This window comes from Fodinibius roseus (assembly GCF_900129315.1).
Lineage (GTDB): Bacteria > Bacteroidota > Rhodothermia > Balneolales > Balneolaceae > Fodinibius > Fodinibius roseus.
This window is the reverse complement of sequence record NZ_FQUS01000018.1, coordinates 38,033-51,892: the sequence shown is the minus strand read 5'-3', so window position 1 is coordinate 51,892 and position 13,860 is coordinate 38,033. Positions and strand designations below refer to the sequence as shown.

Here is a 13,860-nt window from a genome sequence, read left to right as displayed (position 1 = left end):
AAGTAAAAGGTATAAGGTAATAGATCCCGGAACCGACTTCTCATTTTGATTTTTCATTTTCCATCTTTCATTCCCAATCCCTCATTAAAAATTCCTGATTTCCCATTCTTTCTCTTAACCCCGCAATCTTAAGCCAGCTCCGGTACCTCGATCCATGCCCGCTGCTCGGACGCTTCGTAGCCGATCTCGGCCAGCTGGACCCCCTTGGCCGCTTCCAGGAGATTCCATCGGAAGGGATCGTCCTTGACCACATGCCGCAAAAACAGCTCCCACTGCATTTTAAAAGCGTTGTCAAACTCCTGCTGCTTCGGCATTTTAATCCAGTCGTCATAAAAGTTGTGATCCGAATCCACATCGGGGTTCCAGACGGGCTTCGGGGTCGCCGAATGGGGCTGAATCCACACCTCCCGGAGTCCGGCCACCGCCGATCCCCTGGTGCCGTCCACCTGGAACGTGACCAGGTCGTCGCGCCGCACCCGGGTGGTCCAGGAGGAATTAAACTGGGCTACAATGTCGTCCTCCAGCTCAAAAATCGCGTATGCCGCATCATCCGCCGTGGCCTCGTAGGGCGTACCATCCTCCTCATAGCGCTTGTCAATATGGGTGGTCCCAAGACAGGAAACCGATTTCACCTCTCCGAAAATATTATCCAGTATGTATCGCCAGTGGCAGAACATATCGAGGATAAGTCCCCCGCCATCCTCCTCCCGGTAGTTCCAGGACGGGCGTTGCGGCGCAATGGTATCACCCTCGAAGACCCAGTAGCCGAAATCCGCCTTCACGGAGAGTATTTTTCCAAAAAAGTTCTGTTGCCTGAGCTGCTTTAGCTGCACCAGACCCGGCAGCCACAGCTTGTCCTGCACCACCCCGTGTTTGACGCCCCCTTCTTCGGCAATGTGATGCAGCCGCACGGCTTCTTCGGTGGTCACCGCCGTAGGCTTTTCGCAATAGATATGTTTCCCGGCCGCCACCGCTTTTTTGACGCTGTCAAACCGCAAGTCTGTCCGCTGCGCATCAAAATAAATATGATAGTCTTCTTCATCGAGGACCTCATCCAGGTTGGTCGTCCACTCCTCTATGCCGGTCCGCTCCGATAGCTTTTGCAGCTTCACGGGATTGCGGCCCACCAGCACCGGACGGGGCATGATCACCTCATCTTCGCTGATCTTCACGCCCCCCTGCTCCATGATCGGCACGATGGAGCGCAGCAGATGCTGGTTGGTACCCATGCGTCCCGTTACCCCATTCATAATTATTCCTACGGTGTGTGTCGTCAGTTCATCACTCATTTATCTTAATTTATTTCTTATTTTTTTTATTTAATCGATCGATCCCGGGAAATGGGTGGTTTTGTTGCTGCTTGAGAATCCTTCGTTAGCGGATGTATTAAAACGAAGCCACGCAGACACGCTCAAGCAATTCCACGGGAAGGCGTGTCAGTTACCCGGCAGTTTCCGGATAAAACAGGGCTTGTGCCAATATCAAATAACGCACACCCCGTTACCACTAATTCTTCCGTGTGATATTAGGTTAAATTCGCATTACATGAATGATTACTCTTTTCCACTATAATCTTCCGCTCCTTCGGTACACTGCGGCCAGGCTCCATCCGGCAATGCGGGCACGTCTTCCCCTTCTTTGGGTAAAGTACCCTCCAGCTCCTGCCGCCAATGGGCTACGTCCCCGGCCGGACCGTAGCAATAAATAAACTTGAGCGGGGTTTTCCCGATATTTGTTAGCTGATGAAACTCCTCGGAGGGAATATACACCGTTTGTCCCGAGTAAATCTCCCGGCGCTGCTCGCCGAGACAAATTTCGCCGGTTCCCTCCAGGATCAAATAGATTTCCTCCTGCGGATGGTTATGCCAGGGAACCTGTCCCCCTTCCGGATCCAGGGTCACCATGCCCAACGAAAAGTTTTCAGCCTGGAGGGAGGAGCTCCCTCCCACGATGTTTTTGGTCAGCCGCCGGGCCGGAAAACGCCGGCCCTCAGTCTCATTCAAATCAGATATCTTCATAATACTCTCAGCCGTAAACTGCGTGAAAAGATTAAAAATTATTGCGGGTATACTTTATCGGTAAAGACTTAAAAAGTCAACCGGTTTCTTGATAAATCTGTGCAATTTATTTTGTTCTTTTGCATCAAGAAGTGCATTGATTTTCATAATCAACCCTTGATGACAGTAAGAACCTATAATTTCGGGTTATTCTCATTTATGGTGGAACCAGTATTTAAAAAAATGCAAAAATTTTAATGCGTTTCCCTGACGGGTGTCGTGTTCGATCGGACCGGATGCCCGATTGATCGGAAGAACCACCGATAAATAAATGAGCATTTAGCCTGTCCCCCGGCAATATCGTCAGTCGCGGGCAGACGGATCTCGTAATTCATAACCTCTTCTCATCCCGGCATCAGCAGGTCTGTATAATGAAATACCTCGATAGCGATGAGCCCCAGGATCCCGACCATCAGGATATAATAGAGCGTTGGAATAATGGTCAGTCGCATCACATCCCCCTCCTTTCCCAGGTAGCCCACGGTTGCCGATGCCGCGACCACGTTATGAATGGCAATCATATTTCCCGCGGCGGCCCCGACGGCGCCCAGAGCTACCATCAAGGTGGTGGGCATCGACAGGTTTTCAGCTATACCAAACTGAAATAAGCTGAACATGAGATTACTTATGGTATTACTTCCTGCGATAAATGCTCCCAGGGCCCCGATAGCCGAGGCAAAAAGGGGATATATGCGTCCCACATTCGTGGCCACCCAATCCGCCATAACGATAGGCATGCTTTCCAGTCCGAGTTCATTCATTCCCGAGTTGATATAGATGCGAACCATCGGTATGGTAAAAACCAACACAAAGCCGGCCCCGAGGAGCATATTCGCACTTTCGGAAAAAGCCGCTTTCACCTGAGAAAGATTCATCCTGTGGATAAAAACAGCAAAAAGGCCGGCCATGAGCAGGATCGTCCCCGGCAGGTACAGGGGGGTGCTGGACGCCGAAATAGCCGTACCCATAATCTGTTCCCATCCGATGACTACATTTGACAGGAAGCTTTTCAGGGGAAGCTGGGGCAGACGGCTTGCCACCAACAGCAGGGCCATCAGCACGTAAGGCAGCCACGCCTCGGCCAGGGACAGGTCAGGGGTACGGTTTTCCTGTCGAGGGTCCACGCTCATGGTACCCATCCAGTGGGAGGGCCACTCCCCGGCAGGCATAAACTGCCAGCTTTTTTCAGGGATGAGAAAGCCGCGGTTGGCCGCATACATAACGACAGGCAATCCCACAAGCGCACCCAGCAGGGAAGGAAACTCCGGTCCCAGGAAAACACCGGTCAGCGCATAGGGAACGGTAAATGCCAGTCCCGCAAAAAGAGCAAAGGGGAAAATCGAGAGTCCTTCTTTCCACGACCTGTTTTTTCCAAAAAAACGGGTCATCATCACCGTCATAAAGGTGGGCATCAGGGTGCCCGTAACCGCGTGTAACAGGGCCGCATGAGAGGTCACGACCGAAAGATAATCCATGAGCGAAGCATCGGCCAGTGCCAGCTGCGATTCCAGTTCGGGGCCTTGCAGTCCCGCCTGAACCCCGATAAGGATGGGCGTGCCCACCGCTCCGAAGGTTACAGCGGTACTCTGCACCATCAATCCCAGCATCACCGCAGCCAGTGCAGGGTATCCCAGCGCCAGCAGAAGCGGCGCCACGATGGCAGCCGGTGTTCCGAATCCCGCCGCCCCCTCCAGGAACGAACCGAACAGCCAGGCAATAATAATGACCTGCACCCGGCGGTCGGGGCTGATCTCCGCAAAGCTCTCCCGTATGATCTTTATGCCCCCTGAATACTTTAGCAGGTTAAGCAGCAGGATAGCTCCAAAAATAATATAAAGAATATCAAAGGTGATAAACAGTCCTTCAATCGTCGACGCTACAATATGCAAGGCCGAAAAATTCCAGGCAAAAAAGGCCGTGACAATGGTGATGCCCAACACAACCGGCATCGCCATTTTGGCCGGCCAGCGAAACCCCACTAACAGGATCCCGGCCAGCAGTATGGGCAGGAAGGCTAAGAATGCTAAAAGCGATAGCGGCATATATATCTATATGGTTAGTCTAATCCCCATTTCACACCGAAAATATAATGGAATGTAAAGATAATAAGTTATCAATATTTTTATTTCTATTTTCTTTTCAACACAGGGCCCTCGGGATCCATAATCGATTCATTATGCTTCTCCCGCAAGAACGTTATTCATTGCGAATCATGCAATTAAATTCGTTTTGTCAGGTTGTCGCGGATCAGACGCTCCCCGGTTACTCCACCCGTAAAGGCTCCTCCATCTCCTGTTCCATATGCTCAGGCAGCTGGAATACCTCCCCTTCTTTATTGCTGAAATACAAATTGGATTTCGAGGGTTGCCGCCCATGCCCGTCCGCCCAGAATCCATAAAAATCGGGATGCGCATTTATTGGACGCCGGACATAGGTATGGTTAAAATCACTGCCGCGGGTCAGTTGTCTCTCTTTGCTCCAGCTTTGTCCCTGGTCCTCGCTCAGCCACATCGCTACCTCTCCCCCGGGATTGTAAGACTGCGGACCGGTCTCCGTGGGAGCAATGATGCGCCAGGTCCCATCCTCTTCGATGAAAAGCGAGCCCATGTCATAATTATTATCCGAGGTGGTAATATCACGAATGATCCACTCCTCCCCGTCCCATCGCGCCGTCCGCCAGGTACGCGGATCGTTATCGGGACCGGATTCATAGCCTTCAGACGTTATATACATGATGACCGGGCGGCCCTGCCGGTCGTAGGTGATATCCTTCATATAAACATTCAGATCCTTGCTGTAATAATCATGCACCAGGGAGGGATTTTCAATATCGGTGAGTGGCAACTCCAGCGGGGTGCCGTCTGCGGCCTGCCAGTTCTCCCCAAAATCGCGGCTTTCCACATAATAGAGGTTCGTCCGCCAGTTCAGTCCTCTCTTTTCTTCGGTATCCGGATGAAAATTAAAGGCCGATCCGGCTACCCCGTCTCCCAGCGCACTGATCTGGTAATGTCCTTTTTTTATGGCCGCAATGCGTTTCCACTCCGACCAGCTTTCCCCGTCCGGGCTGGTCATGAAGCAGATCGTGCGATCGGCCGGATAGCCATACCGGGTAAAAAAGTTGACAAATCCCCTGCCCGGCTGGTACCAGCTCTGCATATACGAGAAGTTGGTCATCGGTACCCTCTCCCCCTCTTCTATCTTGGTAGCTTCTATTTTTTCAAATGCGCTGATGTCATACGGCACTTTGCTTTTGCTAATGTAAGAGGGACGCGAAGTGCCGTGGGAGGTGGAAAATATATAAATATACCCATCCTCATCGATCGCCATCACCGGATTGTCGTGAGCGTCGGTCGTCTTCTTGTCCAATACCAGCGTGGGTTTGGAGACCTTCCCGGTTTGATGATCATAGTAGGAAACCATATGCAGCAGCGTGGAATTCTCCTGGTCGGTCCCCCCGTACGTAAAAAAGGTTTTGTTCACCTCCTCCCTGTAAATAGCAAACGGATTATGCTTGGCCGTATAGGTCGCCAGTCCCCCGCTGTATTTATACTTGTATTTATTGTCCAGCGGCTGATTCATGTACCAGATGCCCCGGTAGCCGTCCAGTTGTCGGTTTATGAGTTCGCCTTCGGCGTACTTGTTATCATGAAATTTAATCTGCAGTTCTTTCTTTTCCGACAAAGAATCATCACTAACTGAATATTCTTTATTTGTAGAACAGCTGAAAAGTATAAAGACCAGAGCTATGACAAAATATTTCATACTACATTATTTTATAGTACTATATTTATTCTTGTTATTACTGATAAAATTTAATACTTCTGATTTCAATACTATTATTCATGTTATTATTAAATAATAAATAAATGTCATGCATATCGTTTATAGAATTTATAGTAACTATTTTCCGTTGCGAATCAAATTCATCAAATGAAGTTTTCCCAACTAATTCACCTTCTAAGGAATCTATTCTTACGGCAATTTCTAAGCTATCATAAAGATTTTTTTCAGGTAGTTCTGAAAATTCAAATTCTATCTGTTTAATTCCCGTCATATCAATGTTTTTTACTCCTATATGAGAATTCTCTTCCTCAAAAAGTAAATAAGGATCATCGTAACCAGGAAACTGCATAGTCATATTATCAACTATATCAATCTCTGCTGCTTCAATTTTTGGGTTTCTTAACACTTCAATTTTAACTGTTTCAATAGGTGGAATTTGCTCAAATCCATTGTCTTCGTATGATGCCATAAATATTAATCGATCTTTACTTTCATTCCCGGGGGACGGCACATTTCCTTCTAAAGGCATTAACCAAACTGTTTCTTCTCGAACTGTATCCAAGATATAGCTAATCATCGATTTAGCTTCATCTTTGGTTAATGAAGTATGAGGAGGCATTTCAGCCTGTCCCCAGTTTCCACTCCCCCCAGAAATTACTTTTTCTGTTAATCTCTCATATGTGTTTTTATTTTTTTCATATCGTTGAGCAATGTTAGTGTATGAGGGCCCTATTGAGCTTTTATTTAAAGTATGGCAGGTATTGCAATCACTTTGATTTATTAGCTGTAATCCTATTAGCGATTCTGCAGATGATACCGTGTCCCTTTTTTTCAGTGTATTTAAAAATTTATCTATATCATATGCTGGCGGGAGATGGTCAAACCATACTTTTACCCTATCTGCATCAATAATTTTATCTTCTTTATCACTTATCTGTACTGAATATTCAATGTCTTTATCACCAAAAAAGAAACTCTTGTTAGCACCTTCAAAATTTAAATCAATACTAGGAGGGTCATTACCAGCTGTAATTTCTATTGTTGTACTGTCTTGTGCACCTTTGTAATCAGATACAGTAAGAGTAGCCTGGTAAATCCCTGGATCATCGAAATTGACAACAGGGTTAGCTTGATTAAATGTTTGTATCTTTTTTCCCTTCGACTCTATTTTCCATTTATATTCAAGGGAATCATTATCATAATCGATGGATCCACCAGATGATAACTGAACTTGTAATGGAACAGAACCTGCTGTCTTATCTGCATCGATTTGTGCAATAGGGTCACGATTACCAGCACTATATTTTATCTTAGCTAATTTGGCATCCGGAGGATTATCTACGTAAGGGTCTCGGCTATACTCTAAGATATATAAGTCACCTTCTGGTCCGAATTCCATGTCCATAGGTCCTTTTAAAGTAGTTTCCGGCAGAAACCGCTCCATTGACTTAAAGTTTCCTTTTTGATCCATTTCTATCACCATAATCCAACCCCTAACGAAATCAGTAACAAACCACTTTCCATTATAATATGTAGGAAATGATCGTTCGGCTTCTATAAAATCAGATTTTCGATATACTGGTCCTCCCATTGCAGAAAGGCTGCCAGTCCCTGGAATAGAAAAGTCATCAGACTTATCACGAGAATACCAAACTAACGCGGGTACAGGAGACACCGGCAAATTACCCAGTCCAGTGTTAAAGGGTGAATTATTAACTATATTAGTAGAATCAAAATAGGTATTAGCACTTCCATCTGGGAAATAATCCAAAAACTTTTTATTATTTGCTAAAAAATATGGCCATCCAAAGTTTCCTGCCTTGCGTGCTTGATTAAATTCATCAGTACTTGGCCCTACTTCTCCCCAGTATAACCAACCAGTTTTGCTATCGATACTTAATCTCATAGGATTTCTAACACCCATAATGTAAATCTCTGGTCTTGTTTTAGGCGTACCTTCAGAAAATAAATTTCCTTCAGGAATTGAGTAAGTTCCATCAGGTTCAGGTTTAATCCGTATAATTGAACCTCTCAAATCATTTGTATTACCGGCCGTTCTTTGAGGATCATAAATTTCTTTTCTTGGGGCATCAGAAGGAGAATCTCCAAGAGCAGTATTATCTCCAATGCTAACCATAAGATTATCATCCTTATCAAAGACCATTCCTCCGCCAAAATGACAACATCTATTGCGCTGAGTAGACCATTCAAGCATAACCTTTTTTGAATTCATACGTAAAGAATCACCCTTCCATACATAACGTGCAAGGATGCTCTTCGGCTTTCCACCTTCCGGTGAATAATAAAAATAAATATAATTATTCTGATCAAAGCTGGGATCCAGTGCCACCCCATGTAAACCGTCATCCGCATCATATTTACCACCTGCAGTTGTATAAGGTTCTATATACTGCAAATTCACTGGTATTTCGCCAATGACCTTTACTTGACTATTCGAAGGATCAAATACTTTAACTTTTCCAATTTTCTCTATAAATAATACTCGGCCATCTTTCAATATTTCCATTTGCATCGGTTGGTTTACATCTTCCGTTAAAGTCTCTTTTGTAAACCTATTTTCTTCTGGCTTTTTAGATACCTCCTGTCGAAAGTTGTACGATTGCCAGACTACGGCTAAAGCAGTAACAATTATAAAAGTCCAAAAAAATATTAATTTAATATTCGCCATTATTTATCCAACTACCTAGTTACATTTTAATCCAAAGTACTGTAGGTTCTCATCGTATATAGTTACGATCTGAGAGACTTTTGAAGCTTGTAGGTTTCTCAGTTTGTGAGTATGCTGATGGTTTCCAAAATACAGCTGTGATTTTACATGAAGGTCTTTAACCTTTCTTCAGGATCTCCATCTGATATTGAAAGGTTTTCATCCACTTTCTATAGTTCCTTTTAACCTAAAGTATTTGTCAGATATAGATTCTCTTTGCTTATCATAAGAATACCTTATATAAAGGAAACCGGGATATTATATTCCACTACGTGTTTGTTATCTTACAATGTTATTAATTGGTACTCAGAAAAGAGATCTGATATATGAACTAAACGATATCCTATGCCAACCTTATCACCATACTGATCTAAAGCATTTTTATAGCTTTGGAGCTTTGGCTATCCTTATCACAAAAAAAAGATGCTTATTAAAAAATTAAGATTCAGCCCACCAAACCGGGATTTCATATATAGTATTGTCATCTATTTCTGAAGGAGTATTCGGATTCCTGTTCACTTCAGAAGGCGGATAAGCAAGCCTGAGAGGCAAACCTTGGGGAGCGTTCATTTCGATAATACCTGTTCTTCTCACATCATTGTATGCTTCGATAGATTGAAACATCCAAAAAGAAATATACTTTTGACGAATGATATGATTCAGTTCTAAATTATTTGCCCCGGGAAAAACTTCGCCTTGACTTATATAGGCATTTATATCTTCCTCTGAAACACCAGCCCTTCTGCATGCCACTCTAACTGCCTCCTCATATGCTTTATTAGCTTCAAATCTATTACCCAGCCGTAATTGAGCTTCTGCTTCAATGAACTTCATTTCATCATAAGTGAGCATCGGCTGAGGGGCTTCATCATATAAGACATTTTCTTCTGAGGGTGCAGAATACATAGAATGGGTCAAATCGGTTTCAGCTTGCCTGGGAGGGGCGCCTATGTATTCATCACCAATCTGAGTAAACCATAATTCTGCTCTGGGATCTCTAAATCCAGAAACAGTGAAATCATTCATAACTTCAAGGATGGTTTCACTTATGGCATATGTCTGCTCAGTCTTCTGCCATCCCGCCCATGGATTATCGTTTGTTGTTCCTGAGAGATAACCATCAAATATGAGATTTTCATCCTCAGAGGCAAAAGCGTTATCCAGTGCATTCAAAGCATCTTCTGCAGATAATTGTGGGTTTATATTACTCAAACGATTATATAAACGAGCTTTCAGAGCATAGGCCGTTTTCTTCCACATTTCCGTATTTCCCCCAAAAATCAAATCGGTATTGCTGGGATTGCCAAGGGTACCTCTGTCCAAATCGGTAATTGCCTCATCAAGATAATTTTGCAGAAAGGTATAGATTTCCTGCTGACTATCGAAACCTGGTGATCTATTTTCACTTCCTTCCAAAGCCTCGGAATGAGGTATTTCGCCAAAAAGATCAGTACCAATACTAAGCGTATAGGCGTACAAAATCTTTGCAATACCCACTTCAACATAGTGTCCTTCTTCAATTCCACCATCTGCCCCTCTTTTTATGATATAATCAAGATCATTCAAAGTGCTATATACTCTGCTCCAAACAGTAGAGTTTATATTAAAAGGTTCTCTATCATTTAAGTGTACATTTGTTGCATGCTCAACAAAGAAAGATGCATATTCACCTGCCCCGTCACCGGCAACACCGTGGATAGTGCTCATTGTTGCCTGTGGAAGAAACAATGATATTGATGCTTCTGTAGGGGAATTTTTATTCTCATTTATATTATCCATTATTTCATCATCACAGGATACGAGCAAAACAAATGTAAAGGCAAATAATAGTACTGAATACTTTTGTTTAGTAAATTTCATGGCAACAAAACCTATTATTCATATTAGAAATTAATACTTACTCCCACTCCTGCACTTTTAATTTGGGGATATGCCAAATATTCTGAACCTTCTGTTGCGTTATACATTTCGGGATCAAACTGTGGCACTTTATCACTTTGCCAGATATTTCTTCCCATTATATAAATAGATGCAGATTCTACTGAGAAATTTTGAAGCCACTCATTTTTTAATTGGTATGACAATTTAATCTCCCTTAATTTTACAAAAGTGGCTTCATATACATCGGCTTCATCAATATTAAATAAGGCTGTATGATAACTTTGATCCTTTTGTATGACTATATCATTCTCTCCTTCTACCATTAATTCGCCTCCTTCATAATACCCTTTCATGCCTGGTATTGTGTAATCAGACTCCCTGTCCACAGTAGTTACTAATGTACCATAAAGTCTCGTTAAACGATTATAAGTGGAGTTCAGTAATCCTCCATATCTCCAATCGACCTGTGCTGAGAATGTAATATCTTTATAGGTAAAGTCAGATATAAAACTCATCTCAAAATCAGGATTAATGCTACCCAATAAAACTTGCTCAGGTGTTCTCAGAGGAATTCCTGTGTCATTGTCCACAACTATCTCACCACTATCAGGATCTCTGGCAAAAGCTGTGCCTCGTAATTGAGGAAACTCCTTCCCGGTTTCGGCAACAATAACTGACCTCCAACTACTCCCCAGCTCTAATTGATTAATCCCTTCTGCTAAACTCACAACTTTATTGCTAAATGTTGAGAAGTTGGTAGTAAAATCCCATAAAAAATCACTTGACTGAATAGGTTTTAAGTTCAGGGTTATTTCATGTCCTTTAGAATTAATTTTTCCGGCATTCCTTAATTCAGAACTAAAGCCGGTAGAAAGGGGAATCGGTACGCGATAAATTTGACCATCTGTATTTGATACATAGTAAGTATAATCAAGTCCTATCCGGTTATTCAGAAAACGCAACTCTGTTCCTATTTCAAAAGTTTGAGTATTCTCAGTTTCTAAATTTGATGAATTGATTGCACTAGATTGAGTAAATGCATTATAACCTGCATAAGGCCAAGTAAATCCCCCAACAGCTCCTCCTGAATTAAGCACAATTTCGGTTGCATGTAATGGGCCTGGCTGTCCAACTTCTGCAATGCTTGCCCTCAATTTTCCATACGTGAGAATTTCTTCAGATATTGATAAAATATCCGTGAAAACAATACTTGTTCCCAACGATGGGTAAAAAAACGATCGATTGCCACTTGGCATATTAGAGACAATGTCATTTCTTCCGGTAGCATTTAAATAAAATGCATCCTTCCAAGAGAAGACTAATTCTCCAAAAAAACCAACTATACGTTGTTGGTTTTCATATTCATTTGTTGTTTGTTCTGTCGTATTGGAAATATTGTGAAACCCCCCTATCTCAAGAGTAGTACCATTTACACTTGATCCATTCTCACGCATATCATAAATCTCATTCCCAAACATTAAGGATAAGTTTAGATCTTGAGATAAATCTTTATTTATATTTATATGAAAATTCGAATTTATCTCTCTTCTTTCTCCAATAGAATTAATTACCTGTCCACCACTTGGTGGATCCGTTCTTCCTGGCCCCGATCCCTTTTCAAATATTGTTTTATTATTATTTACATAATTATCTATCCCGAATATATAATTTATATTTAACCAGTCTATAGGAGAATAACTAAGATTTAAATTTCCTAATACTCTTGCAGTCCTATTGCTTTTACTATTATTTTCAATCATCCAGTAAATGTTATCATGTTGTCCTCTAAAATTTATTTGTTTATAAGGATTTCCAGGCTCATGAATGGGTTTGTCTTTTAAATTATATGAAGAAGGTGCATTAATAGGACCCCAGTAATCAGAGCTTGGGCCTCTTGGTACTCCATATGTGTGATTTCGGATATATTTTAATGAAGGACTAATATTAAAATTATCGAATAAATCATACGATCCTGCTACTCTAATATCATTGCGCTCCATTCCAGATGATGGGATAATTCCATTTTGCGCCGTACGTCCTACACTAATTATATAATTACCTTTTCCAAATCCATCAGAAAATGAGAGATTCAAGTTTTGGGTACCTCCAGTTTGAAAAAAATCTCGAGGATTATCATAGGCTGCTGCAACTTCTTCTTCACCCAATTGATTTATATAAGTACCCATATCGCTTATTCTAGGTCCCCAAGCTATAGAGGAATAAGGATCAAATTCACCACCAGACCCCTGCATATACGTTTTCTGGACTTCTGGCATTTTAGAAATTCTATCAAAATTGTGATTCATTTTGAAAGTTATAGATGGTTCTTGTGTACCATTTCCTTTTTTAGTCTCTATTACAATAACCCCCTGTGAGGCCCTTAGCCCATAAAGTGCTGCGCCTCCTGGACCTTTTAATACATTTACAGATTTTATATCACTTGGATTTAAATCTGTGATTCTAGTACCACCTGTTACTGGTACCCCATCAACTATATATAGAGGCTCATTATCTCCTAATAAAGAATTACTACTCCTTATTGTAATTCTGTGAGAAGCCCCAGGTTCACCAGAAGTTAGTTTGACATTGAGTCCAGAAACCTTACCCTGTAAACTATTTACAACATTACTATTTCCAACTGACTCAATATCTTCACCATCAACTGCCTGGGTTGAGTATTCAATCTGACGCCTCTCTCTTTCAATTCCAAAAGCTGTGACAACGACCTCTTCACCTGTAACCGCCTGAGGTTCCATGGTAATATCAATTTTTACTTGTCCATCAATAGGAACCTCTTGAGTCTGATATCCCACAAAAGAAAACACCAACGTATCCTGCAGGGATTCTACGGTTAGCTCAAACGTACCATCACTGTCCGTCGAAGTGCCGGCTTTTGTTCCTTTGACTAATACATTCACACCCGGCAGGGTTTCCCCTGACTCCGCATCCGTAATTTCTCCGGTGACTACCTCCTGAACAGCCTCTTCCAAAACCGGCTCAATTTTATCGTAGATAATAAAATTCTTCGAATTCACCCGTTCAAAAGTCATATTAAGCGGCCCAAGCAACGCTTCCAATTCCAAAGCCAAACTATCGGAAAAAGCATTCCGTTTGGAAACATATTTACCGCGCACCTGGTGGGGACGAAAAAGGATATTTACGTCAAATTTTTCTTCAATCTTGTCCAAAGATTCTTCCAACGGAACCTGCATTTTGTCTCCGTCAACAAGCATTTGCAAGTTGTTCTGTGCCAGATCTTTTTTGATCTGTCCGCCCATAAGCGAAACGGGTACAAAACAGATCATTAACAGGATGATTCCTATCGTATTGTTTTTCATAATCAGTATTCCCTCCACATATTTTTCATTTTATTTAATCCCTTTGAATTTTGTGAAAAACTTTATAGCTATT

Annotated in this window: 7 protein-coding genes; all 7 read right to left on the bottom strand. The window is 42.5% G+C overall.

Translation table 11 applies throughout. The features are described 5' to 3' along the window. Positions 1 to 128: 128 nt before the first annotated feature. The 7 genes from BUB16_RS15365 to BUB16_RS15335 all read right to left on the bottom strand — a co-directional run bounded on the left by BUB16_RS15365 (position 129) and on the right by BUB16_RS15335 (position 13,787). Positions 129 to 1,289, bottom strand: a complete 1,161-nt coding sequence (locus BUB16_RS15365) for a Gfo/Idh/MocA family protein (RefSeq protein ID WP_073066436.1) — start codon at positions 1,287 to 1,289, stop codon at positions 129 to 131. Positions 1,290 to 1,553: 264 nt separating this feature from the next. Continuing rightward, a complete protein-coding gene (locus BUB16_RS15360) occupies positions 1,554 to 2,018 on the bottom strand; it encodes a dimethylsulfonioproprionate lyase family protein (protein ID WP_073066432.1) in 465 nt (154 codons plus the stop codon). A gap of 383 nt (positions 2,019 to 2,401) precedes the next feature. Further along, positions 2,402 to 4,099, bottom strand: a complete 1,698-nt coding sequence (locus BUB16_RS15355) for an L-lactate permease (protein WP_073066429.1) — start codon at positions 4,097 to 4,099, stop codon at positions 2,402 to 2,404. Between the two features lie 220 nt (positions 4,100 to 4,319). Further along, on the bottom strand, positions 4,320 to 5,738 hold the full coding sequence (locus BUB16_RS15350) for a BNR-4 repeat-containing protein (RefSeq protein ID WP_073066564.1): 1,419 nt from the start codon (positions 5,736 to 5,738) through the stop codon (positions 4,320 to 4,322). 118 nt (positions 5,739 to 5,856) lie between these two features. After that, positions 5,857 to 8,529, bottom strand: coding sequence for a PQQ-dependent sugar dehydrogenase (locus tag BUB16_RS15345; RefSeq protein ID WP_073066425.1), 2,673 nt, complete (start codon positions 8,527 to 8,529; stop codon positions 5,857 to 5,859). Positions 8,530 to 9,006: 477 nt separating this feature from the next. After that, entirely contained in the window at positions 9,007 to 10,428 is a 1,422-nt protein-coding gene (locus BUB16_RS15340; RefSeq protein WP_073066422.1) for a SusD/RagB family nutrient-binding outer membrane lipoprotein, read from the bottom strand. A gap of 23 nt (positions 10,429 to 10,451) precedes the next feature. Further along, positions 10,452 to 13,787 carry a SusC/RagA family TonB-linked outer membrane protein gene (locus BUB16_RS15335; protein ID WP_084088338.1) on the bottom strand — a complete coding sequence of 1,112 codons (3,336 nt, stop codon included), beginning with the start codon at positions 13,785 to 13,787 and terminating at the stop codon, positions 10,452 to 10,454. Positions 13,788 to 13,860 lie beyond the last annotated feature (73 nt).